The 25,224-nt window shown below is 72.9% G+C and carries 22 protein-coding genes; 7 read left to right on the top strand and 15 right to left on the bottom strand.

Annotation, left to right across the window (positions count from 1 at the left end; translation table 11 throughout):
- Positions 1-31 precede the first annotated feature (31 nt).
- The 4 genes from BJ969_RS29130 to purB all read right to left on the bottom strand — a co-directional run bounded on the left by BJ969_RS29130 (position 32) and on the right by purB (position 4,365).
- Positions 32-532: a hypothetical protein gene (locus BJ969_RS29130; RefSeq protein WP_184484339.1), complete on the bottom strand. Its 501-nt coding sequence runs from the start codon at positions 530-532 to the stop codon at positions 32-34.
- Positions 533-641: 109 nt separating this feature from the next.
- Positions 642-1,442 carry a DUF2334 domain-containing protein gene (locus tag BJ969_RS29125; RefSeq protein ID WP_184484337.1) on the bottom strand — a complete coding sequence of 267 codons (801 nt, stop codon included), beginning with the start codon at positions 1,440-1,442 and terminating at the stop codon, positions 642-644.
- Between the two features lie 302 nt (positions 1,443-1,744).
- Complete coding sequence (locus BJ969_RS29120) at positions 1,745-2,632, bottom strand: phosphoribosylaminoimidazolesuccinocarboxamide synthase (RefSeq protein WP_184484335.1); 888 nt, start codon at positions 2,630-2,632, stop codon at positions 1,745-1,747.
- A 302-nt stretch (positions 2,633-2,934) separates the two neighbouring features.
- Positions 2,935-4,365, bottom strand: coding sequence for an adenylosuccinate lyase (gene purB, locus BJ969_RS29115; protein WP_184484333.1), 1,431 nt, complete (start codon positions 4,363-4,365; stop codon positions 2,935-2,937).
- A 129-nt stretch (positions 4,366-4,494) separates the two neighbouring features.
- Here purB and BJ969_RS29110 point away from each other — a divergent pair, with 129 nt between their 5' ends.
- The 3 genes from BJ969_RS29110 (at position 4,495) to BJ969_RS29100 (ending at position 8,565) form a co-directional block, all read left to right on the top strand.
- Entirely contained in the window at positions 4,495-6,078 is a 1,584-nt protein-coding gene (locus BJ969_RS29110) for an ABC transporter transmembrane domain-containing protein (protein ID WP_184484331.1), read from the top strand.
- Positions 6,075-7,817 (top strand): ABC transporter ATP-binding protein, encoded by a 1,743-nt coding sequence (locus tag BJ969_RS29105; RefSeq protein ID WP_343071657.1) that lies wholly within the window; start codon positions 6,075-6,077, stop codon positions 7,815-7,817. Before BJ969_RS29110 ends, BJ969_RS29105 begins: the two co-directional genes overlap by 4 nt.
- A gap of 166 nt (positions 7,818-7,983) precedes the next feature.
- Entirely contained in the window at positions 7,984-8,565 is a 582-nt protein-coding gene (locus tag BJ969_RS29100) for a TetR/AcrR family transcriptional regulator (RefSeq protein ID WP_184484328.1), read from the top strand.
- Between the two features lie 186 nt (positions 8,566-8,751).
- Here BJ969_RS29100 and BJ969_RS29095 read toward each other — a convergent pair whose 3' ends face one another.
- Together BJ969_RS29095 and BJ969_RS29090 are read right to left on the bottom strand one after the other, a co-directional pair.
- Positions 8,752-9,435: a hypothetical protein gene (locus BJ969_RS29095; RefSeq protein WP_184484326.1), complete on the bottom strand. Its 684-nt coding sequence runs from the start codon at positions 9,433-9,435 to the stop codon at positions 8,752-8,754.
- A gap of 13 nt (positions 9,436-9,448) precedes the next feature.
- Entirely contained in the window at positions 9,449-9,967 is a 519-nt protein-coding gene (locus BJ969_RS29090; RefSeq protein ID WP_184484324.1) for a SigE family RNA polymerase sigma factor, read from the bottom strand.
- A 317-nt stretch (positions 9,968-10,284) separates the two neighbouring features.
- On the opposite strand from BJ969_RS29090, the gene BJ969_RS29085 reads away from it, so the two are divergent.
- Positions 10,285-11,334 carry a threonine aldolase family protein gene (locus BJ969_RS29085; protein ID WP_343071656.1) on the top strand — a complete coding sequence of 350 codons (1,050 nt, stop codon included), beginning with the start codon at positions 10,285-10,287 and terminating at the stop codon, positions 11,332-11,334.
- Between the two features lie 309 nt (positions 11,335-11,643).
- Here BJ969_RS29085 and BJ969_RS29080 read toward each other — a convergent pair whose 3' ends face one another.
- Together BJ969_RS29080 and BJ969_RS29075 are read right to left on the bottom strand one after the other, a co-directional pair.
- A complete protein-coding gene (locus BJ969_RS29080; protein WP_184484320.1) occupies positions 11,644-13,491 on the bottom strand; it encodes a TIM barrel protein in 1,848 nt (615 codons plus the stop codon).
- The gene (locus BJ969_RS29075; protein ID WP_343071655.1) at positions 13,472-14,380 is read right to left on the bottom strand and encodes a shikimate dehydrogenase; all 909 of its coding nucleotides are present in this window, start codon (positions 14,378-14,380) and stop codon (positions 13,472-13,474) included. The genes BJ969_RS29080 and BJ969_RS29075 overlap by 20 nt, the downstream gene beginning before the upstream one ends.
- A gap of 276 nt (positions 14,381-14,656) precedes the next feature.
- Here BJ969_RS29075 and BJ969_RS29070 point away from each other — a divergent pair, with 276 nt between their 5' ends.
- Together BJ969_RS29070 and BJ969_RS29065 are read left to right on the top strand one after the other, a co-directional pair.
- Positions 14,657-15,244 carry a TetR/AcrR family transcriptional regulator gene (locus tag BJ969_RS29070; RefSeq protein WP_221316998.1) on the top strand — a complete coding sequence of 196 codons (588 nt, stop codon included), beginning with the start codon at positions 14,657-14,659 and terminating at the stop codon, positions 15,242-15,244.
- Positions 15,245-15,399: 155 nt separating this feature from the next.
- Complete coding sequence (locus BJ969_RS29065) at positions 15,400-16,725, top strand: MFS transporter (protein WP_184484318.1); 1,326 nt, start codon at positions 15,400-15,402, stop codon at positions 16,723-16,725.
- Between the two features lie 36 nt (positions 16,726-16,761).
- Here BJ969_RS29065 and BJ969_RS29060 read toward each other — a convergent pair whose 3' ends face one another.
- From BJ969_RS29060 to purD, 5 genes are all read right to left on the bottom strand, one after another.
- The gene (locus BJ969_RS29060; protein WP_184484316.1) at positions 16,762-16,932 is read right to left on the bottom strand and encodes a hypothetical protein; all 171 of its coding nucleotides are present in this window, start codon (positions 16,930-16,932) and stop codon (positions 16,762-16,764) included.
- Between the two features lie 473 nt (positions 16,933-17,405).
- Positions 17,406-18,572 (bottom strand): pyridoxal phosphate-dependent aminotransferase, encoded by a 1,167-nt coding sequence (locus BJ969_RS29055; RefSeq protein ID WP_184484314.1) that lies wholly within the window; start codon positions 18,570-18,572, stop codon positions 17,406-17,408.
- Positions 18,573-18,931: 359 nt separating this feature from the next.
- Positions 18,932-20,194 carry a transglycosylase SLT domain-containing protein gene (locus tag BJ969_RS29050; RefSeq protein ID WP_184484312.1) on the bottom strand — a complete coding sequence of 421 codons (1,263 nt, stop codon included), beginning with the start codon at positions 20,192-20,194 and terminating at the stop codon, positions 18,932-18,934.
- Between the two features lie 23 nt (positions 20,195-20,217).
- Entirely contained in the window at positions 20,218-20,520 is a 303-nt protein-coding gene (locus tag BJ969_RS29045) for a hypothetical protein (protein WP_184484310.1), read from the bottom strand.
- 200 nt (positions 20,521-20,720) lie between these two features.
- On the bottom strand, positions 20,721-21,980 hold the full coding sequence (gene purD, locus BJ969_RS29040; protein ID WP_184484308.1) for a phosphoribosylamine--glycine ligase: 1,260 nt from the start codon (positions 21,978-21,980) through the stop codon (positions 20,721-20,723).
- Between the two features lie 239 nt (positions 21,981-22,219).
- On the opposite strand from purD, the gene BJ969_RS29035 reads away from it, so the two are divergent.
- Positions 22,220-23,329: a glycerophosphodiester phosphodiesterase gene (locus BJ969_RS29035; RefSeq protein WP_184484306.1), complete on the top strand. Its 1,110-nt coding sequence runs from the start codon at positions 22,220-22,222 to the stop codon at positions 23,327-23,329.
- A 44-nt stretch (positions 23,330-23,373) separates the two neighbouring features.
- Here BJ969_RS29035 and BJ969_RS29030 read toward each other — a convergent pair whose 3' ends face one another.
- A complete protein-coding gene (locus tag BJ969_RS29030; RefSeq protein WP_184484305.1) occupies positions 23,374-23,844 on the bottom strand; it encodes a hypothetical protein in 471 nt (156 codons plus the stop codon).
- A 95-nt stretch (positions 23,845-23,939) separates the two neighbouring features.
- A complete protein-coding gene (locus BJ969_RS29025) occupies positions 23,940-25,094 on the bottom strand; it encodes an LLM class flavin-dependent oxidoreductase (protein WP_184484303.1) in 1,155 nt (384 codons plus the stop codon).
- Positions 25,095-25,224: the final 130 nt, after the last annotated feature.

The raw sequence follows: 25,224 nt of genomic DNA, 5'->3' as shown, positions 1-25,224 counted from the left end.
CCGGCCGGACGGTCCGTTCCGGCGCTCGGGGTCAGTCGTCGTGGGGGCCGTCGTCGAAGCGGTCGTCGCGGTGGTCGTCGAACCGGTCGTCGTCGAAGTGGTCGTCGAGGCGGTCGTCCCGGTCGTCCCGGTGGTCATCGCGGTCGTCGAACCGGTCGTCCAGGTAGTCGTCGCGGTCATCGCGATCGTCGTCCCGGTCGTCGCGGTGGTCGTCCCGGTCATCCCGGTCGTCGAGGTGGTCGTCGCGGTCGTCGTCGAAGCGGTCGTCGTCCGGCAGCGGCGCTCCGGGGAGACCGGCGGGCACGTCGTCGCGGTCGTCCGCGTCGTCCTCACCCGGCCCGTCGTCCCGGTCGTCGCGTTCCCAGCGGTCGTCGTCCCACGGCCCGTCGTCGTCCCAGCCGACCGCCGATGCCGGAGCGGGCTCCCGCGGCCCCTCGGCGCCGCCCAGCGCGACGCCCGCGCCGCCGATGCCCAGCACGCCGATGATCGCCGCGGTGGTCAGCACTGCCCTGCTCGGCTTCCTGATCCTCATGGTCCTGCCTCTTCCGTCTCGCTCTCCCTGACGAGAAGAAGCTTCGCGGGCCGGCATGAGGTTTCCCTGAGCACAAGGTGAAAGCCCTTTCACCACGCGGATCGAGGGGTCAGCTCGACAGCGGATCCAGGTTCGGCAGCCGCCCGCCCATCCCGGGCGCCCGGCGCTGCCGGGGTACGACGGCGCCGGCGAAGGACTCGTACGTCGCGGGCTCCGCGCCGTGGTGCAGCGCAAGATCGATCGAATCCAGCACGGCCCGCCGCGGTCCGGGACGAGCGAGGTCCGCCGAGTCCACCGCGAGCCGCACCATCCGCCCGCGCCGCGCCGCGCGCCCCACGCCCAGCACCAGCGCCCGGCACCACCAGTGCTCGACGCGCGCGCCCGGCCCCAACGCGTGCACCCGAGCCCGGTGCACCCGGCCGGTGGCCAGCTCGTGCACCGCCAGCGCGTCCGCGCACACCTGGAAATCACGTCCGCGCAGCGCCGTCACGGTGCCCGGCGAGGACAACCAGCGCGGCGGCACGAACAGCTCGGTGCGCAGGCCCAACCGGTCCAGCGCGGCCGTCGCGGCGTGCAGCCGCAGCCCCGCCTCGTGCGCCGGGAGCGCCGCGAACTCGGCGCCGCGCACCGCCGCCGCCGGACCCGACGACGCCACCCTGGGCAACATGCGCTGCCCCGAAGGGGCGTGGTCGAAGCCGTGCAGCGCCAGCGCATCCCCGCGACGCTGCCGGGCCCGCACCCAGCTCACGGCGGGCCGGTCGGGTCCGGGCGGCGCGGAACCGCTCGGGCGCGGCGCGACCAGCAACGTCAACGGCGTGCGCCGCTGGTCCAGCTCGGCGGCGAACTCGGCGCAGTGCTCCAGGGACCGATCTCCGATCCCGGACAACGAGACGACCATCGGGATGCCCACGGCACATCATTGGGCCCGCCCCGGATGTCGACGCCCTGACCAGCAGGTAACCGAAAAGCACAGTCCGAACGAATGCTCGCGGACCGGGCCTGCTGAGCGGGTCGGGTGGCGGAACCTCAGTGGCTTCCTCGCTGCGGGATCTTTTTCCCAAGTGGCTCCGCCACGAGGAAAAAAGCTGTCCTCGCGAGGAAGCCACTGAGAACCCGCGGCGGTGCCGGTTGCTCTGGTGGTCGCTGCTCAGCGGCTTCGCCGCTGACAGGACAACGACCAACGGCAACGGACGCCGGTCTCCTGCGTTGGGGTCAGGCTGGGGACGGCCAGTCGGCGAGGTCGCGGCCGGAGATCCACTCGTAGGCCTCGACGTAGCGGGCTCGGGTGGCGGCGACGACGTCCTCCGGCAGCGGCGGCGGGGGCGCGTCCGACGCGCGGTCCCACCCGGATTCCGGCGACGTCAGCCAGTTCCGCACGTACTGCTTGTCGAACGACGGCTGCACCCGGCCCGGCTCGTGGCCGTCGGCGGGCCAGAACCGCGAGGAATCCGGGGTGAGCACCTCATCGCCCAGCACCAGGCCGTCCGCGCCGAGGCCGAACTCGAACTTGGTGTCGGCGAGGATCACGCCGCGGCTCTCCGCGTGCTCCGCGGCCCGCGCGTACACCCGCAAGGTCAGTTCCCGCAGCTGCTCGGCGCGCTCCCGGCCGACCTGGGCGGCGACGGCGTCGAAGCTGACGTTCTCGTCGTGCGCGCCCAGCTCCGCCTTCGTCGCCGGGGTGAAGATCGGCTCCGGCAGCTTCGAGGCCTCCGTCAGACCGCCCGGCAGCTCGACGCCGCACACCGCGCCCGTGGCGCGGTAGTCGACCAGGCCGGACCCGGTGAGGTAGCCGCGCGCGACGCACTCCACCGGCAGCATCTCCAGCCTGCGCACCAGCAGCGCGCGACCGCGCACCTCGGCGGGGATCCGCGGGTCGTCGGCGGACACCACGTGATTCGGCACCACGTCGGCGAGCAGGTCGAACCAGAACACGCTCATCGCCGTGAGCACCCGGCCCTTGTCGGGGATCGGCGTGTCCAGCACGTGGTCGTAGGCCGAAATGCGGTCCGACGCCACCATCAGCAGGTGCTCGTCGTCCACGGCGTGCAGCTGGCGAACCTTGCCCGCGGCGATCTGCGGGTAATCGGAGAGTGCGACCACGCCCCGATTCTCTCCCACCACCCCTGACCGGCAACGACCGGGCGCACCCACCGCCGCTTTCACGGCTCGTTCGTCTCGGGTGTCCGGGTAGCGGAACCTCAGCGGTTTCCCCGCTGCGGGATCATTTTTCCAAGTGGCTCCGCCACGAGGAAAAATGCTGCCCTCGCGAGGAAACCGCTGAGAACCCGCCAGTGGTCGGTTTGCGGACGTGGGCTATGCGCTTCGCGCGTACAGGCACGGCCTACGGCCGCAAAGCAGGTCTCACCGTCGGGACGGCTTCGGTCGTCCCGACTGCGAGAACGTCAGAGAATCGGCGAAGGAGCGTACTTCGCGGCTTCGGGGTACCGAGCCACGACGTCATCCACAGCCGCGACGACGGCGTGGACCTGATCAGCGGCCGCACCCGTGAACGACAGGCGGTCGGCGAGCAGTTCCTCCAGGGCCGCCTCGTCCAGGGGCAGCCGGTCGTCGGCGGCGAGCCGGGCCAGCAGGTCGTTGCGCTCGACGCCCTGCTCGCGCATGGCCAGCGCCACCGCGACGGCGTTCTCCTTGATCGCCTCGTGCGCCGTCTCGCGGCCCACGCCGGCGCGCACGGCCGCCATCAGCACCTTCGTCGTCGCCAGGAACGGCAGGTAGCGGTCCAGCTCGCGGGCGACCACGGCCGGGTAGGCGCCGAACTCGTCGAGCACCGTCAGGAACGTCTCCAGCAGCCCGTCGAACGCGAAGAACGCGTCCGGCAGCGCGATGCGGCGCACCACCGAGCAGGACACGTCGCCCTCGTTCCACTGGTCCCCGGCCAGCTCGCCGCCCATCGACACGTACCCGCGCAGCACCACGGACAGGCCGTTGACGCGCTCGCAGGAACGGGTGTTCATCTTGTGCGGCATCGCGCTCGAACCGACCTGGCCGGGCTGGAAGCCCTCGGTGACCAGTTCGTGGCCCGCCATCAGCCGGATCGTCTTCGCCACCGAGGACGGCGCCGCCGCCAGCTGCGACAGCGCGGTCAGCACCTCGAAGTCCAGCGACCGCGGGTACACCTGCCCGACGCTGGTGAGGACCTTCCCGAACCCGAGGTGCTCGGCGACGCGGTCTTCCAGCTCGGCGAGCTTCCCGGCGTCACCGAGCAGGTCCAGCATGTCCTGCGAGGTGCCGACCGGGCCCTTCACACCGCGCAGCGGGTAGCGCGCCAGCAGCTCCTCGACCCGGCCGAACGCGACGAGCAGCTCGTCGGCGGCCGTCGCGAAGCGCTTGCCCAGCGTCGTGGCCTGCGCCGCGACGTTGTGCGAACGGCCCGCCACGACGAGCTCGCCGTGCTCGGCCGCCAAGCGCGCGAGCCGGGCCAGCACGGCGACCACGCGGTCGCGCACGTGCTCCAGGCTGCGGCGGACCTGCAGCTGCTCGACGTTCTCGGTGAGGTCCCGGGAGGTCATGCCCTTGTGCACGTGCTCGTGACCGGCGAGGGCGTTGAACTCCTCGATGCGGGCCTTCACGTCGTGCCGGGTCTGGCGCTCGCGCTCGGCGATCGAGTCCAGGTCGACCTGGTCGATCACGCGCTCGTAGTCGGCGACCGCGCCGTCCGGCACGTCGACGCCGAGGTCGGCCTGGGCGCGCAGCACCGCCAGCCACAGCTGGCGTTCCAGCACGACCTTGTGCTGCGGGGACCACAGCTCGACCAGCTCCGGCGAGGCGTAGCGGTGGGCGAGCACGTTCGGGAGGTGGGGCTTGACCGTCACGGCTGGCCAGGATACTTCCCGGTCCCGGAGCTCCGGTGCTCGCGCCTCCTCCGCTGCCGGTTCGCGGATGTGAGGTGCGCGGAAAAGCGGTCGCCTCCGGCGTCGGGTGCGGGCTAGTTTCGGGGCGCCATGACTCCCGACGCGCGCGGCCCGGTCCGCTTCCTGTGGTCGCTGCTGCGCGACCGGCCCGGACTGCTCGTGCTCGCGCCGCTGACCGGATCGGCGTGGCTGCTGTCGACCGCGGTGCTGCCGCTGGTCATCGGCCGGGCGCTGGACGCGGGCATCGCGGGCCGGGACGGTTCGGCGCTGCTCGGGTGGGTGCTGGTGGTGCTGGGGCTCGGACTCGTCCAGGCGCTGGGCGCGGCGGCGCTCGGGTGGACGGCGCACACGCTGTGGCTGCACGGCGCGGGCAGCGCGGAACGCGCGGTGCTGCACCACGTGGCGGGGCTCGGCGGCACGCTCACCCGGCGGGTCCGCACCGGTGAGGTCGTGGCCGTCGGCTCCTCCGACATCTACCAGGTGGGCAAGGCGTTCGAAGTGCTCGCCAGGCTCACCGGCGCCGTCGTCGCCTTCCTGGTCGCCGCCGCCGCGCTGATCACGATCTCCCCGCTGATGGGCGCGGTCGCGCTGATCGGGGTGCCGCTGGCGACGCTGGGCATCGGCCCGCTGCTGCGCCCGCTGCGCCGGCGCGAAGAGGCCCAGCGCGAGAACCTGACCGGCCTCAGCACGCTGGCCGCGGACATCGTCTCCGGCCTGCGCATCCTGCGCGGCGTCGGCGGCGAAGCCCGGTTCCACGCCCGGTTCGTCGCCGCGAGCCGCGAGGTGCGCGACGCGGGAATCGCCGCCGGGCGGATCACCGCGTGGCTGGCGGGCGCCGAGATCCTGCTGCCCGGACTGGTGACGGTGCTCGTCACCTGGCTGGGCGCGCGGATGGCGCTGAGCGGGACGATCAGCGTCGGCGAACTCGTCGCGTTCTACGGCGTGTCCAGCTTCCTGGTGATCCCGGTGCGCACGGCCACCGAGGCGGCGAGCACCTTCGCCGCCGCCGTGGTCGCGGCGAACCGGGCGTGCGGGCTGCTTCGGCTGCGCCCGGAACCCGCCGACCCGCCGGAGCCGCGCGCGCTGCCCCTCGGGCCGCTCGCCCTGGTCGACGAGCGCACCGGCGCCCGCGCCGAAGCGGGCGCGCTCACCGCCATCGACGCGGGCGGGGACGGGGAGGCGCTGGCGGAACGGCTCGCCCGGCACACCGCCGACGGCCGGGTGCACGCCGGGGACGTCCCGCTCGACGAGGTCGCGATCGGCGCGCTGCGGGAGCGGATCGTGCTGGCGCACAACCAGGACCTGCTGTTCGCCGGGCCGGTCCGCGCCGGGCTCGACCTGGGGTCCGCGGTGCTGGTCGAGACCGCGCTGCACGCCGCCGACGCCGAGGACGTGCTCGACGCGCTGCCCGCCGACGGCGCCCTCACCGAGCAGGCCCGCTCGCTGTCCGGCGGGCAGCGCCAGCGGCTGCTGCTGGCGCGCGCGTTGTGCAGCGACGCCGACGTGCTCGTGCTCGACGAACCGACCTCCGCCGTCGACGCGCACACCGAGGCGCGGATCGTGCGCCGAGTCCGGGACCTGCGCAAAGGTCGCACCACGATCGTGCTCACCCAGAGCCCGCTGTGGCACGCGACGGCCGACCGCGCGCTGCGCGTGACAGGAGGTGCGCGGTGAGCCTGCCGCTGGCCGACCGGACCGAGGTGCTGCGCTGGCTGCGGCGCACCGGGGCCGCGCACCGCCGCGAGTTCACCCTGGTGATGCTGCTGTTCGGGCTGACCACGGTGGTCGGGCTGATCGGCCCGCAACTGCTCGGGCGGCTCGTCGACTCCGTGTCCGCGGGCACCGCGGCCTGGCGGGTGGACGCGCTCGCGGGCGGTTTCCTCGCGGTGCTGGTGGTGCACGCGCTGCTGGCCCGCGCCGCCCGGCTGCGCGCCGCCGTGTTCGGCGAGTCCGTGCTCGCCGAAGTGCGCGAGGACGTCGTGGCCCGCGCGCTGCGGCTGCCGCTGGGCACCGTGGAGGACGCGGGCACCGGCGACCTGCTCAGCCGCTCCACCGCCGACGTGGACCGGCTCGACTTCACCGTCCGCGAAGCGGCGCCGGAGCTGACGGCGGCGGTGCTCACCATCGCGCTCACCGTCGTCGCGATGCTGCTCACCTCGCCGCTGCTCGCCTGCGGGATGCTCGTCGCGGTGCCGCTGCTGGTGGCCGTGAGCCGGTGGTACTTCCCGCGCGCCGCGACGACGATCAGCCGGATGCTGCGGGACTGGGCCGGGGTGCAGTCCAGCATCCACGAGACGGTGCGCGGCGCCCGCACCATCGACTCGCTGCGGCTCACCGAGCGGCGCCGCGCGCACAACGACGAGGTCCTGGAGCGGGCCATCGACGGCGAGCGGCGGCACCGCACGCTGCTGTCGGTGTTCCTGCCGACGCTGGAACTTGCCTACGTGCTGCCGATCGCGGCGATCCTGCTGATCGGCGGCTGGAGCTACCAGGCGGGCTGGGCGGAGCTCGGCACGGTGACCACGGTCGTGCTGTACGCGGCGACGCTGTCGGCGCCGCTGGCGGAGCTGTTCGCGTGGCTGGAGGAGATGCAGCTGGGCCACGCCGCGCTGACCCGCATCCTCGGCGTGCCGGACTCACCGCCCGACCGCGCCCCGCAGGACCCGGCTCCGCGCGGAGCCGGGCACGACCTGGTGCTGCGCGACGTGCGGTTCTCCTACCGCGCGGGCCGCGAGGTCCTGCACGGCATCGACCTGCGGGTGCCCGCCGGGGAGCGGCTGGTGATCGTCGGGCCGTCCGGGGCGGGCAAGTCCACGATCGGGCGGCTCATCGCCGGGGTCAGCGTCCCCGACTCCGGTTCGGTGGCGTTCGGCGACGTGGAGATCACGGCGATGCCCACCGCCCGCACCCGGCGGGAGGTCGTGCTGCTCACCCAGGAGCACCACGTGTTCACCGCGAGCCTGCGGGACAACCTGTCGCTGCCGGAGGCGCGGGAGTGGCGCGACGCGGAACTGCTCGACGCGCTGGGCACGGTCGGCGCCGCGGACTGGGCGGCCCGGCTGCCGGACGGGCTGGACACCATCATCGGATCCGGCGGCCACCCGGTGCCCGCGGCCGTGGCGCAGCAGCTCGCGCTGGCACGGGTGGTGCTGGCCGACCCGCACACGCTGGTGCTCGACGAGGCGACCTCCCTGCTCGACGGGGACAGCTCGCGGGAGCTGGAACGATCGCTGTCGACGCTGCTGGCGGGCCGCACGGTGATCGCCATCGCGCACCGGCTGCACACCGCGCGCACCGCCGACCGGGTCGCGGTCGTCGACGGCGGGCGCGTCGTGGAACTCGGCGCGCACCGGGACCTGCTGGCCGCCGACGGGTCCTACGCGGCGCTGCACCGCGCCGCTTTCGGGGAGTAGCCCCGGGTCTCGGTCGTCGCTGAGCAGTGACCGGGCACGGCTTCCCGGATTCGACGTGCCGGGGGCGCGGCCCGGGAAAGCGCGGCCGCACCGAAAGGGTCGGGGGGTGCCGCCACCCGGCCAGCTGCGCGGATCGTGCCGTGAGGACTCATTAGGATCAGCGGTCATGACAGCGGCGACCCCGAAGGGCGAGCGCCGCCGCCAGGCCCTGGTCGAGGCGGCGGTGGAGTTGCTCTCCGAAGGCGGCCTCGAAGCGGTGCGCCACCGGGCCGTGGCGGAGCGGGCCGGGCTGCCCCTCGCCTCGACGACCTACTACTTCACCTCGCTCGACGACCTCGTCGCGGCGGCGGTGGAGCACGAGGGCCGGGCCGAGCTCGCCACCGGCCGCGCCCGGCTCGACGAGCTCGCCGACGAGCTGCGCACGGTGGACGTGGTGACCGACCTGCTGCTGGACCTGCTGCTCGGGCACGAGTCCCGGGAAGGCGGGACGAAGCCGGTGCTGCTGCGCTACGAACGGCTCGTGGGCTCGCCGCGGCGGCCGTACCTGGCGCCGCTGATGCGGGAGCTCAGCGGTGAGCTGCACGAACTGCTCTCCGAGATCCTCGCCCGCAGCGGCATGCCCGTCGACGGGGAACGCCTGCTGGAGCTGATCGCGCTCGTGGACGGCGCCGTGGTGAACGCCCTCATCGAGAGCGACCCGGACCCCCGCGCCGCGGCCCGCCGCATGCTCCGCCGCAAACTCGCCTGATCCCCCGGGGTCCGCGATTTCGCGAGAGATTGAACGCGCCTGGCGTGTCGGACACCCCTTGTGGACGACTGTTCGGGCTGGTCATCCGGGGTGCCGCTGCGTGCGGGCGGGGTGTTCGCCCCGTTCGGGTGGTTCAAGTTCTCGCGAAATCGCGGGAGTCGTCCACACCGTGACGGGTGGGAGCGCCTAGAAGCGGGGCGCCAAGGTGTCGGCGATCTCCTGGATCCGGTCGGCGTAGGGGGCGTGCTCCGCGCCCTTCGGCTCGCTGAGCACGGTCAACGTCCGGCCGCTGCGCGTCGGCACCTCCACCACGGCGGTGTTCGGCGCCCGCCCGGCCGCCGCGGCGGGCTTCGCGCCCGTCGGGCTGACCAGCACCGCGACCTTGCCCGACGCCTGGCCTTCCCGGATCACCACGGCGGCGGTCTTCGCCCCGATCGGACAGGACCCGTCGGCGCCGGTCGGCCGGGTGCCCCTGGCCTCGGGGAGCCGCTCCGACAGCGCGCTCGCCAGCTCCGAGTCCGGCGGGCCGCACTCGCCGCCCCCGACCGGGTCGCCCAGCGAGATGGGCCCGGACTTGGGCGTGGCGGGCGCGGATTTCGGATCGGCCGGTGCCTGCGGCAACGCCATCGGGGACTGCGTCGGCGTCGCGGGAGCCTGCGCCACCGGAGCGGACTCGCCGAACAGGCCGGTGCCCACACCGACCCCGCCGACCAGCACGGCCGCGGCGACCAGCGAGCCGCCGGCGAGCGCCGTGCGGCGGCGCGCCGTGACCCGGCGCGATCCGCGCAGCACGTCCTGCTCGTCGAACGACGCCTCGGGAGCGCCGCGCGCCGCGTTCTGGAACAACTGCTCCAGCTCTGTCTCGTTCACTTGCCGCACCTCCTCACGACGTCGATCGAAGATCGTCGAGTTGGCCGCCGAGGGCTTCCCGCAGCGCCTCCAGCCCACGGGCCGACTGGCTCTTCACGGTGCCCTCGCTGCACTTCATGACCTCGGCGACCCCGGCGACGTCGAGCCCCTCCAGGAATCGCAGCACCAGGACGGCCCGCTGCTTCGGTGGAACCTCGCGCAGACCGGCGACCAGCGTCTGGCGGGTCGCGATGCCGTCGTCGACCGCACCCGACTCCGCGGGCCGGTCCGGCAGCACGTCGGTGAACCGCTCCCGCCGCCACGGACGCCGGGACTCGTCGATCACCGCTCGGCTGAGCGTTCGCCGCACGTACGCGTCGAGCGCCCCCTTGTCCCGCACCTTGCGCCAGTGGCGGTGCAAGGCGATGAACGCGGTCTGGGCGAGATCGTCAGCGCGGTGCCAGTCACCGCACATCATGTACGCCATCCGACGAACCGCCTCCCGCCGAGCCGCGAAATACTCCGCGAACTCCTGCTCCTCGCGCTGGTCCACGCGGACTCTCCGCTCGTCCGTGCTTGCACTCCTGGGACGGTGCTACCGGCCCCTACGGTTGCATGCCACCCGGCCCCGATCTCGGACACCGCGGACCGGCGGCACGCGTGAGGAACCTTAGAGCCTGCGCCCGATCCGCTCCGCCTCGGTGCGCACCGGTGGAGCGCCGCGCTCGACGCCCACCCGCGGCGATCGGCCGTTCAGGGGATGAGCGAACGCGCGGTGTCCGAGAACGAACAGGCGAGGAACGCGTCCGGGCGAACCGGTATCCCCCAACCAGTTGCCTCGCCCCCCCGCCGATGTGGTGTGATCGGTTCGTGACCAAAACGGCATCCACAGATCTGCGTTCCGACACGGTCACGCGTCCCGACAAGAAGATGGCGGCGGCGATGGCCGAAGCCGAGGTCGGCGACGACGTGCTGGACCACGACCCCACGATGCGCGCGCTGGAGGAAAAAGCAGCCCAGCTGCTGGGCACGGCCGCGGCGCTGTGGGTGCCCAGCGGCACGATGGGCAACCTGATCGCCCTCTCCATCCACCTCCGCAGAGGAGACCGGTTCCTCGCGCCGCGCGGCGCGCACGTGCTGCACCACGAACTCGGCTCCGCCGCGTGGCTCGCCGGCGGCATGCCGGAACCGCTCGACTGGAACGCCGGACCGGGACGCCCCACCGCCGACGCGGTCCGTGCGCACGCAAGCGGTGACCGGCGCTACGACGCGCTGCACACCACGCTGCTGTGCCTGGAGAACACCCACAACGCCGCGGGCGGCGCCGTCATCCCGCCGCACGAGCACGCCCAGCTCGCCGCGGCGGCCCGCGACCGCGGGCTGCGCGTGCACCTCGACGGCGCCCGGATCTGGAACGCCGCGACCGCCCTGGAACTGCCGCCCGCCGCGCTCACCGTCGGCGTCGACACCGTGCAGGCGTGCCTGAGCAAAGGGCTCGGCGCCCCCGTGGGCTCCGTCGTGGCGGGCACCAGCGACTTCGTCGCCGAAGCCCGCCGGATGCGCAAGATGCTCGGCGGCGGAGTCCGCCAAGGCGGAGTGCTCGCCGCGGCCGGACTGGTGGCGCTCGACCGGGTCCCCGCGCTGGCGACCGACCACCGGCACGCGAAGCTGCTCGCCGACGGCCTCACCGAACTCGGCTGGGACATCACGGAACCGCAGACGAACATCGTGCTCGCCGCCGTGCCGGACGTGCGGCTCACCCTGGACTGGCTGCAGGAGATCGGAGTGCTCGCGGTGCCGATGGACGGCAACGTCCGGTTCGTGACGCACCGGGACGTGACCGAACGCGACATCAAGGGCGTGCTCCGCCGCATCTCCCACAGCACAGACCGTCCCGCCGGGATTCCTCAGGCTGGGTGAGCTGGGCTCTTTCTGCTCGGGTGGTCCTGTGGCGGAACCTCAGCCGGTCTCTCGCTGCGGGATCTTTTTCCCAAGTGGCTCCGCCACGAGGGAAAAAGCTGTCCTCGCGAGAGACCGACTGAGAACCCGCAGGTGGTCGGCTTTTCGGCGTGGGCTATTCGCTGCGCGAATACAGGCACGGCTTCGCCGCAAGGCAGGCGTGCTTCGCCGCCCAGAGCACGGCTACGCCGCAACGCACGGCCTTCGGCCGCAAAGCAGGCTTGCTTCGCCGCCCCACTCACGGCTTCGCCGCTGGGGCGGAGGCTCGGGTTATTGCGCTTCGAGGCGGCGGCGGCGGTGGGCGGCCATGCGGACGGGGGCGTTGATCTCGCCGCGGCCTCGGTAGCCGTTGGTGCGCTGGACGATCTCGAAGAAGACTCGGGAACCGGGCACGGCTACTGAGAAGTGCAGGTATTCGCCGTCGCCGTCGCGGTCGTAGAGGACCGAGTGCTCGCGCAGCGCGGCCAGCAGGTCCGGCGCGAGCCGCAACCGGGCGTCCAGGTCGTCGTAGTAGTTGTCCGGGATCGCCACGACCGCCGCGCCCCGCTCCCGCATCGCGCGCGCGCTGGCGAAGACGTCGTCGCTGCTCAACGCCACGCACTGCGGATGCCGCACGCCCGGCGCCCACGGGCCGCGGCGCAGCACCGCCGAATCGAGGGCGATGCGCACCGTCTCGTCCCGGTCCAGCACCATCCGGCTGCGCACCAGGCCGAACGGGGCGGCGAACTCCACCGGCGGCGCCGGGCGCAGTCCCAGCACCGAGCGGTAGAACAGGATCGCCTCGTCGAAGTGGTCGAACGGCTGGGTCAGCGCCACGTGGTCGATGCCGGTGACGCCCGCCGCCGGCGCTTCCGGCTCGGACGCCCCGAAATCACCCAGCCAGCCCGCGTCGCGGTCCGCGTCGGTGCGGCAGAACAGCAGCGCGGTGCCGTCCGGCGCGGCGACCGAAGACAGATCGGCCTCGTCGGGACGAGCGGACCGGGGCAGCACCGGCGCGAGCAGCCCTTCCGCGCGCCGCGTCGAAGCGGGCGGGTCCGCGCTGTGCACCCCGATCGCCGCCAGCGCACCGCCGCCGCGGTGTTCGGGCTGGTCGGGGGCGGTGTTCACCAGGATTCGCGCGGCGCCCTGCTGCCACAGGCGCACCGGCTTCGACCGGTGCCACCCCGCGGACCGGAACCCGAGCGCGGCGAGCGTCGAGTTCAACCGCTCACCCGAGGACTCGTCCGCACCGAGCTCCACGAACGCCGGACCGGACAGCTCCGGTGGCGCGGGCAGCGCGGGAGCGGGCGCGGCCACCGACTCCTCCAGGGCGAGCAGCGAACGCATCGCGTCGACCGCCGCCGGGCCCGGATCGGCCTGGCGGAAGACGTCGTTGAAGACCTCCAGCGACAGCGGGCCCGCGTACCCGGCGGCGAGCACGGTGCCGACGAACTCCGCCAGGTCGAACTCGCCCTGCCCGGGGAACAGGCGGTGGTGCCTGCTCCACTGCAGCAGGTCCATGTTCAGCCGGGGCGCGTCGGCGAGCTGCAGGAAGAACAGCCTCTCCGCCGGGATGGTGCGGATCGTGGTGAGGTCACCGCCGCGGGACAGGATGTGGAAGCTGTCCAGGCACACACCCAGCGCCGGGTGGTCGGCGCGGCGCACGATGCGCCAGGCGTGCTCGTAGGTGTTCACGAACCTGCCCCAGGCCAGCGCTTCGTAGCAGACCCGGATGCCGCGCCCGGCCGCCAGCTCGGCGAGTTCGCGCAGCTGCTCGGCGGCCAGGTCGTCGTCGTCCACGGAGTCCGGGGACACCGAGGAGCACACCAGCACCGTGTCCGCGCCGAGCCGCGCCATCAGGTCGAACTTGTGCTCGGCGCGGCGCAGGTTCGCCCGCAGCACGTCGCCAGGGACCGCTTCGAAGTCCCGGAACGGCTGGTACAGGTCGATGGACAGGCCGAGTTCCGCGCAGCGCTCGCGGACCCGCTCCGGCGACGCGGCGGAGGCGATCAGGTCGTTCTCGAAGATCTCCACCCCGGCGAACCCGGCGGCGGACGCGGCGGTGAGCTTGTCCTCCAGCGAGCCGGACAGGCAGACCGTGGCGATGGAGCGGGCGCGTTCAGCGGGCGGCGTGGACACGGGGGCCTCCGGGGTCGGTCACGAGGGTCTCGAAGTGGCGCAGCATCCGGTCCGCGTCCGGTTCGCGCCCGGTGAACAGGCGGAACGCGTCCGCCGCCTGGAACACCGCCATGCCACCACCGTCGAGCACCCGGCAGCCGCGGGCGCGGGCGGTGCGCACGAGTTCGGTCTCCAGCGGCCGGTACACGACATCGGCCACCCACAGCTCCGGGCGCAGCGCTTCGGCCGGCACCGGCAGTCCGGGGTGCGCGGCCATGCCCACCGGCGTGGCGTGCACCAGCCCGTCGGCTGCGGCGAGCGCGGCGGCGGGCCCGGCGTCGAGACCGCCGGCCACGGCCCGCTCCGCGCCGAAGCGACCGCGCAGCGACGCGGCCAGGTCCTCCGCCCGCGCCGCGTCCAGGTCGAGCACGTGCACCGCGCCGGCGCCGAGGGTGAGCAGTCCGTGGGCGACGGCGGCTCCCGCTCCGCCCGCGCCGAGCAGCACCACCCGGTCCAGCGGCACGTCCGGCAGGCCCCGGCTGAGGCTGCGGGCGAACCCGGACCAGTCGGTGTTGTGCCCGACGGCCCCGCTCGCGGTGAACACGACGGTGTTCACCGCGCCCAGCGCCGCCGCGTCCGCGGACAGCTCGTCGAGGTGCTCGATGACCAGCTGCTTCGCCGGGTGGGTGATGTTGAGCCCGGTGAACCCGGTGAGCCGGGCCGCGCGGAGCAGGTCGCCGACAGCGGTGGCGGGCAGGCCCAGCTCGTCCAGGTCGAGCCGCCGGTACAGGCAGCGCAGGCCCAGTTCGGCGGCTTCCCGCTCGTGCAAGGCCGGACTCAGCGAAGGGCCGATGCCCGCGCCGATCAGTCCGGTGAGGACCCCGTTGCCGACGTCGCCGATGACGGCCACCCCCTGCACCCGAACCGGGCGGACGAATGAACGAACTAGCTAGTACACACTAGCCCGGCGTGGAACCCCGGCCAAGGACCGCGCATTAGGGTGGGCGGAACCGAACCCGATCGAACCGGCGCTGACCGGCGAGTTCCGCTCGCGAGCCGGCACCGAGACCGAGCAGGAGTCCCCGTGGTGGCACCGCCGTCCGACGCCGCAGCGCCCGAACCGAACGGCGCCGAGCGGCCCGCGGACGAACCTCGGCAGCGCGACGCCGAGCGGACGCGGGCGGAACTGCTCGACGTGGCCCTCGCGGAGTTCGCCGACAAGGGCTACGCCGGGGCCCGCGTCGACGAGATCGCGGCCCGGACCAGCACCACCAAGCGGATGATCTACTACTACTTCGGCGGCAAGGAGCAGCTCTACATCGCCGCGCTGGAACGCGCCTACGCCGCGATCCGCGGCATCGAGCAGCGGCTCGACGTGGCGCACCTGGACCCGGTGCAGGCGATCCGGCGGGTGGCGGAATCGACCTTCGACCACCACGAATCGCATCCGGCGTTCATCCGGCTGGTGTCGATCGAGAACATCGACCACGGCAGGCACCTGGCCAAGTCCGCCGAGCTGCCCGGCCTCGGCACGCCCGCGCTGGAGGTGCTCACCGGCATCCTGGAGCGCGGCCGGGAGGCGGGCCTGTTCCGCGCGGACGTGGACGCGCTGGACGTGCACATGGCGATCAGCTCGTTCTGCTTCTTCCGGACGGCGAACCGGCACACCTTCCAGGCGATCTTCGACCGCGACATGCTCGCTCCGGATCGCCGCGAGCACTACCGCCGCATGATCGGCGACCTGGTCCTGAGCTACCTGGGCGCGCGCACGTGATCTAGCCGGGCGGCGGCGGAACGCCCCTGGCGCTCGGCGGGAGCGGAACCTTGACAGGCGTGGGCCGCCACCGCAGAGTTGCGGACTAACCAGGTGGTACATAACCGCTTCTCGCTGTTCCTGAGCAACGGAGCAAGGACGTCAGGAGCCTCTCGGTGACCGAGACCCGCACACCCGCAACGACGCCGGGCGAACACCGCAAAGCCGCGTGGGCGGCCTGGATCGGCAGCGCGCTCGAGTACTACGACTTCTTCATCTACGGCACGGCCGCCGCGCTGGTCTTCAACAAGATCTTCTTCCCGGCGTCCTCGCCCGCCACCGGCACGCTGCTCGCGCTGGCCTCCTTCGGCGTCGGCTACCTGGCACGCCCCATCGGCGCCTTCGTGCTCGGCCACGTCGGCGACCGGTTCGGGCGCAAGCAGGTGCTGGTGCTCACGGTGCTGCTGATGGGCGTCGCGACCGTCGGCGTCGGCTGCCTGCCGACCTACGAGCAGATCGGGGTGGCCGCGCCCATCACCCTCGTCGTGCTGCGCCTGCTGCAAGGGTTCTCCGCCGCGGGCGAGCAGTCCGGCGCCAGCTCCATGACGCTCGAACACGCGCCCGAGCACCGGCGCGGGTACTTCACCAGCTTCACGCTCAGCGGCACCCAGGCCGGGCAGATCCTCGCCACCGCGATCTTCCTGCCGATCGCCGCGCTGCCGCAGGAGCAGCTGCTCAGCTGGGGCTGGCGGGTGCCGTTCTGGCTCAGCGGCATCGTCGTCATCGTCGCCCTCGTCATCCGCCGCACCCTCGACGAGACCCCGGTGTTCCGGCAGGAGGTCGACAAGGCCGACAAGGAGCTGCCCATGGCCGTGCTGTTCCGCGACCACTGGGCGAGCGTGCTGCGCGTCGTCGTGGCCTCCACCGTCGCCGCCGTGAGCACGATCTTCACCGTGCACGCGCTGAGCTACGCGGTGAACACCATCGGCCTGGAACGCAGCCCCATGCTGTGGGTCGGGGTGCTGGCGAACGTGGTGGCGCTGGCCGCGATCCCGCTGTGCGCGCTGCTGTCCGACCGGATCGGGCGCAAGCCGGTGTTCATCGGTGGCACCGCGGCCAGCGCGGTGCTCATGTTCTGCTACCTGTGGTCGATCTCCACCGGGCAGTACTCGCTGATCTTCCTGACCGGAATCCTGCTGTTCGGCGTCGCCTACAGCGCACCGAACGGCGTCTGGCCGTCGTTCTACGCCGAGATGTTCCCGCCGAAGGTGCGGCTGTCCGGCATGGCCGTCGGCACCCAGATCGGCTTCGCCATCGCCGGTTTCTCCCCCAGCATCGCCGAAGCCATCGGCCCCGGGCGCGACGGCTGGATCGCGGTGTCCGCGTTCGTCGCAGTGCTCTGCGCGTGCAACATCATCGCCGTCGCGACCGGGCGGGAGACCCACCGGGTGCCCACCGCCGAGCTGGGCGGCGCGGCGCGGCCCGCGGTCGCGCGGAGCTGAGCGCGGTGGGGCCGGCGCGCGCCGGCCCCACCGGACTCACTTGGAGCCGAGCTTCTTCTTCTGGTCGCCGGCGTAGCCGATGGCGGCGGTGGCCACGAACAGCACGCCCCCGATCACGGCGAGCCAGAACAAGCCCTTGATCACGAAGCCCGCGACGCTGACCACGAGCCACAGCAGCAGCAAGCCGCCGATCACTTTCCACACCATGCCGACCACCCCGATCAGGAGAACTCACTCCAGCTTGCCAGACCACGAGCCCCGCGAACCCCGATCCGCCGAGCACATCAGGGCCATCTCAGGGCCCGACCAGGGTGACCACACCGGCCCGCGGCTCCAACGGAGTGAACGGACCGTTCGACCAACGAGATTGGACGAACGGTCCGCTCACTCCGACCAAGCCCACCTCCAGCAGGCCAAGCGCGCCGATGCGGAACGAGTGAACGGACCGTTCGACCAACCGGATTGGGCAAGCGGTCCGTTCACTCGATGAGTTCGCCGCGCCACGAGCGCGACTTCGCCGGGCAGGACGGGGTGAACGGACCGTTCGACCAAGGAGATGGGACAAGCGGTCCGTTCACTCGGGTCAGGTGCCGTGCGGGACTCGAAGCGCTGTGCGGAGACGGGTGAACGGACCGTTGGTCCAACGGGATTGGACGAGCGGTCCGTTCACTCGGCGTGGGTCAGGTGAGCCAGGAGGCCAGGCGGGCGACGGATTCGGCGATGTCCTCGGTGGCTCCGGCGAAGGACATGCGCACGAACCGGTCGCCGCGCTCCGGGTCGAAGTCCGCGCCGGGCACCACCGCGACCCCGGTCTCCTCCAGCAGCCGGTGGCACCACAACGCGGAATCGTCGGTCAGGTCCCCGATGTCGGCGTAGGCGTAGAACGCGCCGTCGGCGGGCGCGACCCGCTTGATGCCGAGCTCCGCGAGGCCGGAGAGCAGCAGTTCCCGGTTCGTCTCGTACCTGCGGACGTGCTCGGCCGCCTCGGCGTACGCGTCCGCGCCGAACGCGGCGATCGCGCCGTACTGCGACAGCGCGGGCGGGCACAGGGTGAAGTTGCCGGTCAGCGAATCCACCGCGCGCCGCAACCGCGGCGGCACCAGCATCCAGCCGAGCCGCCACCCGGTCATGCACCAGAACTTCGAGAAGGAGTTCACCACGATCGCCTCGGTGGAGAACTCCCGCGCCGAGCGCAGCGGCTCGCCGTAGCCGATGCCGTGGTAGATCTCGTCGCTGATCAGCTGCACGCCGCGCTCGTCGCACCAGCCCGCGAGTTCCGCCAGCTCGTCCCCGGTGAGCACCGTGCCGGTCGGGTTCGCCGGACTGGCCACGATCAGGCCCTGCACCGGCTCGTCGAGCTCCTCCAGCATCGCCACGGTCGGCTGGAAGCGGGTGGACTCGTCGCAGGGCAGCTCCACGACCTCGCAGCCCAGCGCGCGCAGGATGTTGCGGTAGGCCGGATAACCGGGCCGGGCCAGCGCCACCCGATCGCCCGCGTCGAACGCGCTCAGGAACGCCAGCAGGAACCCGCCGGAAGCGCCGGTGGTCATGACGACCTCGTCGCGCTCGACGGCCGGGCCGCCGTCGCGGTGGTAATGCGATGCGACCGCGTCGCGCAGCTCGGGGAGGCCGAGCTGCTCGGTGTAGCCGAGGGAGTGCCGCTGCAGCGCCTCGGCCGCCGCTTCCCGCACCGCCCGCGGGGCGGGCGAGGACGGCTGACCCGCCGCGAGCGACACCACATCTCCGCGGCTGCGCTGCCGCGCCGCCGCGGCCGTCAGCACCTCCATGACCTGGAACGGCGGAACGTTCGCGCGCTGAGCGGCGGCAAGGGAATCTGACCTGACCATGCCCGCCAGCGTGCCAGACGAACCACCCCGGCTTAAGACGTCCGGCCAGCGCGAAGACCGCGAAGGGCAAGCAAGGCGAAGCCTGCCTTGCGGCGAAGCCGTGCCGTGGGCGGCGAAGCCGTGCCGTGCGGCCGAAGGCCGTGCCTTGGGATGCGAAGCCAAGCCTGCCTTGCGGCGTAGCCGTGCCTGTATGTGCGAAGCACATAGCCCACGTCGAAAAGGTGACAACCCGCGGGTTCTCAGCGTCCTTCTCGCGAGGACGGCTTTTTCCCTCGTGGCGGAGCCACTCGGGAAAAAGATCCCGCAGCGAGAAGGACGCTGAGGTTCCGCCACCCGACCACCAAAGCAAAAAGAGCCGATCAATACCCCTGGTAACCGCCGCCGTCGGACATTGCTTTGAGCCCGGGGTGGCCTTCGAAGCCGCCGTAGCGGTCGAAGGTGTAGCGGACCCCGGCGATGATGTTGTCCACCGGGTCGTAGATGTCGTCGTGGCCCGGCAGCTTGTGCGCTTCGAAGGTCGGGTCGATGCACTGCATCAGGCCCTTCGACGGGGTGCCCTTGGCGGCGTTGGAGTCCCAGTCGTTGATGGCGTGCGGGTCGCCGCCGGACTCCTTCTCGATGATCGTCCAGATCTCGTCGATGTTGTCCTCGGTGACGGGGATGCCGTTCTCCTGCAGGATCTTGATCGCTTCGCGGATCCACTGGTCCACGTCGCCCGGCGGCGGGCCGCTGCTCGGCGGGCCACCGCTGGAGCCGAGGCCGCCGGAGGAACCGCTGGATCCGCTCGCCCCTTCCGACCCGCTGGAACTCCCGCTGGAACTCCCGCCTGGACCGCCGGATCCGCTCGACGACCCCGAGTTCCCGGTGGACCCTCCGGTCGAGTCGCCGGGCCCGCCTTGACCGGGTCCTCCCGGCGGGGTCGTACCCGGTGCCGCGTTCGACGGCGCGGTGTTCGCGGGCCCTTCCGGGTCCTGGAACTTCCACTCGGTGCTGCGCCCCTGCGCCGGGGTGAAGCCCTGCTCACCGGCCTTCGGGATCTTCGTGAACACCTCGTTCATGCCACCGGCGGCGTCGTTGAGCGAGGTCAGCGCGGCGTTCAGCCCGTCGTCGGCTTCGGCGACCTTGGTGGTGGCCTCCTGCGCGTGGGCGTCCATCGCGCGCCGGATCGCGTCGTCTCGCACCTGCGCCGCGAGCTGGTGCGCGGGCGGATCGTTCGGGTGCGCCAGCACCGCCTGCTGGTAGGTGTTCTCGGCGTTGCGCGCGTCGGCCAGCGCCCGCTCGCCGATGGCGTTCACCGCGTCCTTCGCGGTCCGCACCGCGTCCGCGGCCTGGTCCAGCGCGTCCGCCGAGCTCTCCAAGGTCTGCTTCGCCGCGTCGAAACCGCCGCGCACCTGCCCCATGTAGCCGACGAAGGCGTCCGCCGAGGCCCCTTGCCAGGCGCCGTCGAGGCCGGTGACGGCGCTCTGCACCTGGCCGTCGGCGTCCCCGGTCGATCCGCTCGCGGTGCGCCAGCGCCGACCGATCTCGCGGATCGCGTCGGGCTTGCTGTTCTCGACCTTGCGCAGCTGCTCGGCGAGCGCGGCACCACCGGGCTTGCCGGCGACTTCCCCTGAGATCCCCATGTCGTCCCCAGTCCAGGCGGTGGTCAGATCCGCAACGAATCGGCGTTGGTGCGCTCGATCTCCTCGACGCTGGTGCGCACCGCGTCCAGCGCCCCGCTCACGCCGCGCAGCAGCTGCTCGGCGCCGTCGAACTGCGCCTTGGCGACGCCGTCCAGGTTCGTGATCGCCGAGGCCAGCCCGGCGGCGGCGTCCAGCTCACCGAAGATCGCGGCGTCGACGTGCTGGTTCTCGAACCCGTCGCCGATGGCACCGACCGGGCCCGCCTTGCCCTCCAGCGCGGAGCGGCAGGTCTCCAGCGCCCCCATGTTGTAACCGGCGTCCGCCACGACCACTCCTCGCTGGGTTCACGGTCCGGAGCAGAACGTCCGGCGCGCCCCACCCGCGCCGTTCCGGCCGGATCCATGATTACCAGGGCGACTGCGCCGACCGGCGGTGTTTTCCGGGAAAAGCAGCCGAATGCCACCGGCGCGCACGCGAAGAACCGCACGCGGCGAGGGCGCGCGTGCGGTTCGTCCGGTTCGACTCGTCAGGCGGGCGGTGCGATCTCGCCGCGGGAGGCGCGCAGCGCGATGTCCACGCGGTGGTGCGAACCGGGCAGCCGCACACCAGCGACGCGGCGGTACACCTCGTCGCGCGCGGCGGTGAGGTCCTCGCCGGTGGCGACGACCGACAGCACCCGGCCGCCCGCCGACAGCACCGCGCCGTCGTCGCGGCGCCGGGTTCCGGAGTGCAGCACGCCGGTCGCGTCGCCCCCGGTGATCACGTCGTCGACCCGCGGGCGGCCCGGGTAGCCCTCGGCGGCCACGACGACCGTGACCGCGGCACCCGGTTCCCACTCCAGCGCGGGAGCGGCGGCGAGCTCGCCGTGCGCGACTGCGTTGAGCAGCCCGGCCAGCGGCGTGTGCAGCAACGACAGCACGGCCTGCGTCTCCGGGTCGCCGAACCGGCAGTTGAACTCGATCACCTGCGGGCCCGCCGAGGTCAACGCCAGGCCCGCGTAGAGCAGCCCGGAGAACGGGGTGCCGCGCTCGGCCAGCTCGTCCACGACCGGCTGCACCACGGTGCGCACCACGGTGTCGGTGAAGCCCTCCGGCGCCCACGGCAGCGGCGCGTAGGCACCCATGCCGCCGGTGTTGGGGCCCGCGTCGTCGTCGCCGACGCGCTTGAAGTCCTGCGCGGGCAGCAGCGGCACCACCGTGCTCCCGTCGACCAGGCAGAACAGCGAGGCCTCCGGGCCGTCCAGGAACGACTCCAGCAGCACCGGGTGGCCGTCGTCGAGCAGCGTCAGCGCGTGCGCGCGAGCCGCGTCGAAATCACCGGTGACCAGCACGCCCTTGCCGCCGGCGAGCCCATCGTCCTTGACCACCCAGGTGGGGCCGAACCGGGCCAGCGCCGCGTCCAGCTTCGCCGGGTTGTCCACCGTCTCGCTGTGCGCGGTGGGCACGCCCGCGGCGACCATGACGTCCTTCGCGAACGCCTTGGAGCCCTCGATGCGGGCGGCTTCCTTCGACGGGCCGAAGCAGGCGATCCCGGCGGCGCGCACGGCGTCGGCGGCGCCCGCGACCAGCGGGGTCTCCGGGCCGAACACGACCAGGTCCGCTTTCCACGTCGTGGCGAGCTCGGTCACCGACGCGGGGTCGGCGACGTTCACCGCGTAGGGCTCGGCGAGCGCGGCGGTACCCGCGTTGCCGGGAGCGCAGGCCAGGGCGGTCACCGATGGGTCCTTCGACAGCGCGAGCACGATCGCGTGCTCCCTGCCACCTGCCCCGATCACGAGGATTCGCACGCCCGGAAGCGTAGAGCGTCCCGCCGCCGCCCGGCGGCGGCCCCCCGCAACGGTGTGGCGAACCGGACAGCCGATTCCGCCGATCGGCCCCGACCAGCCAGAACCGGGCGCGGTACGCCTGGCGCCCACGACGAGTTCACCCGATGGTCGCGTGGTCTTGCCGACGACGTCGCTCGCCCCGGCGAGGGTCGAGCCGGGCGCGCGGCCCCTCCCGCGCACGAACCACCACTGGAGGACAGATGCTGATCCGGACGCGCTTGGCGGCGCTCGCCGTGTCCACGGTCGCCGCGCTGAGCAGCCTCGCGCAGCTCCCGGCCGCCGCGGCCCCGTCCGCTCCCGCCGAGGCGGACCGCGTCGAGGTGTTCGGGCACCGCGGCGCCTCCGGCTACCGGCCGGAGCACACGCTGGCCTCCTACGAGCTGGCGGCGCGGATGGGCGCCGACTACATCGAGCCCGACCTGGTCTCCACCCGCGACGGCGTGCTCGTGTCGCGGCACGAGAACGAGATCAGCGGCACCACCGACGTCGCCGAGCGCCCCGAGTTCGCCGACCGCAGGACCACCAAGGTCATCGACGGTGTCGAGCTGACCGGCTGGTTCACCGAGGACTTCACCCTCGCCGAGCTCAAGGCGCTGCGGGCGGTCGAACGCATCCCCGAGCTGCGCCCGAACAACACGATCTACGACGGCCGGTTCCAGGTGCCCACCTTCCAGGAGGTCGTCGACCTCGCGGACCGCCTGTCGCGGGAGCTGCACCGCGAGATCGGTGTCGCGCCGGAGACCAAGCACCCCAGCCACTTCCGGCGCATCGGCCTGCCGCTGGAGCCGAAGGTCGCGCGGGCGCTCGACGACAACGGGCTCAACCGCCCGAACGCGAAGGTCGTGGTGCAGTCCTTCGAGGTGGCGAACCTGCGGGAGCTGGACCGCTCGGTGCGGGTGCGGCTGGTGCAGCTGATCAGCGGCAGCGGCGCGCCGCAGGACTTCATCGAGGCCGGCGACCCGCGCACCTACGCGGACCTGGTGACCCCGGAGGGCCTGCGGGAGATCGCGGGCTACGCCGACGTCATCGGGCCGGACACGAAGGTGCTGCTGCCGGTCGACGAGAGCGGCCACCTCACCGGCCCCACGCGGGTCGCCGCCGACGCGCACGCCGCCGGGCTGGAGGTCGTGCCGTACACGGTTCGCGCGGAGAACGAGTTCCTGCCCGAGGACTTCCGCTCCTCCGACGTGCCCGCCGAGTTCGGCGACGTCTTCGGCTACTTCGACGCGCTGTTCGCCCAGGGCATCGACGGGATCTTCAGCGACCACCCGGACATCGCCGTCCGGTCCCGCGACGAGCACGCGGGCTGAAACGAGGCGCGCGCCTCCTCCGCGACAGGTGGAGGAGGCGCTGCCTACGGGCGCCGTCTCCGGAAGAGCTCGTTGGCGGCGGGGGAGAACAGCAGCGCCAGGGCTCCGAGCACCGCGCAGAGGTGGAACGCGCGCAAGGAGGCGAAGGTCCAGGCCGACGCGCCCGTCCCGTCGACCCACGCCGCCGCGACGGGCGCCCCGTGCGCCATCTCCAGCAGCGGGCCGCCGACCATGCTCAGCGTGCCGATCCCGCCGATCAGCACCGCCACCGCCCAGCGGGTCCCCGGCTCACCTCGGCGCAGGCGCAGCACCAGCAGGAGCAGCGCCGCGTACACGACCGCGCGAACCCCCAGCTGGCCCGCGATCCCGTCCGCGGGCAGCTCCCCGGCGACGGCGCGCAGCACCTGCAGCACCGTCTCCGCCACGCCCGTCGCCACCGCGCACACCCACAGCCCGATCGAGCCGCGCACCACCGCCGGCACCGCCGGCACCTCGACCACCGCCACGCTCGCCATCGCCGCCCCCGTCCGATCCGTTCACGGTCGTCTCGGACGGTAGGAGCGCGGATCGCCCGGTCCCATCGGGTTTCGCCCCGATTCCGGGCTCGGGGTCAGGACGCCGGGCTGGGGTCCGGGACTCGGGGTGCGGCGGCGGGAGCGCCCTGCTCGGCGAGCAGGCCGCGGCGGGCCAGCACCGGGCGCACGCCCTCGCCGAACCAGTACGCCTCCTCCAGGTGCGGGTACCCGGAGAACACGAACTCCTCGACGCCCACGTCGTGGTACTCGGACATGAGGTCGGCGACCTCCTCGTGGCTGCCGACGAAGGCGGTTCCGGCGCCGCCGCGCAGCAGCCCGACGCCGGACCACAGGCCGGGGTGCACTTCGAGTGCGCGCGCGTCGGAGTGCAGGACGCCGCCGTGCAGTTCCGCCATCCGGCGCTGCGCGGTGGATTCGGTGACCGCGAACTTCGCCTGCGAGGCCGCGACGTCCGCCGGATCCATCTGGTCCAGGAAGCGCTGCGCCGTGGCCCACGCCTCGGCGGAGGTGTCGCGGGTGATGGTGTGCGCCCGCAGCCCGAACCGCAGGGTGCGGCCTTCGGCGGCGGCGAGCTCGCGCAGCCGGGCGATCCGCTCCCCGACCTGCGCGGGCGGTTCGCCCCAGGTCAGGTGCACGTCGGCTCGTCGCGCCGCCACGGGCAGCGCCGCGGGCGAGGAACCGCCGAAGTACAGCGGCGGCTGCGGGTTCGGCACGTCGTAGGCGGTGGCGCCGCGCAGCCGGTAGTGCTCGCCGTCGAAGTCGGCGGGGGCACCGGACCAGATGGCGCGCATCGCGGCGAGGAATTCGTCGGTGCGCTCGTAGCGCTTGTCGTGGTCGAGCCAGTCGCCGTAGCGGCGCTGCTCGGTGGACTCACCGCCGGTGACGATGTTGAGCAGCAACCTGCCGCCGGAGACCTGCTGGTAGGTGGTGGCCATCTGCGCGGCCAGCGTCGGCGTCAGCGAACCGGGCCGGAACGCCACCAGGAACTTGATGCGCTTGGTGCGCCCCAGCAGCGCGGCCGTGGTCACCCACGCGTCCTGGCACCAGCTGCCGGTGGGCGTGAGCATCCCGGTGAACCCGAGGTGCTCGACGGCCTGCGCGACCTGCGCCAGGTAGTCGATGTCGGGTTCGCGCGGGGTCTGCGCCCCCACGGCCGTCACGTGCGGGCGGTCCACGATGGACCGGCCGTCGCCGTGCGTGGGCAGGAACCAGTGCACCGTGATGCTCATGCGGAGCCCTCCGAACTCGTGCTGCGCGGGGTGGAACCCGTCGTTGATCTCGGCCTGAGCAGGGGTCTCGCGGAGCCTCGGCCGGACCTGCTCGGGCCGCTCACCTGGACCGGCGAGATCAAGGGCGGGA

Source organism: Saccharopolyspora gloriosae, from assembly GCF_014203325.1.
Taxonomy (GTDB): Bacteria; Actinomycetota; Actinomycetes; order Mycobacteriales; family Pseudonocardiaceae; genus Saccharopolyspora_C; species Saccharopolyspora_C gloriosae.
Note: the sequence above shows the minus strand (reverse complement) of the source record. Positions and strands in the feature narration are given on the sequence as shown.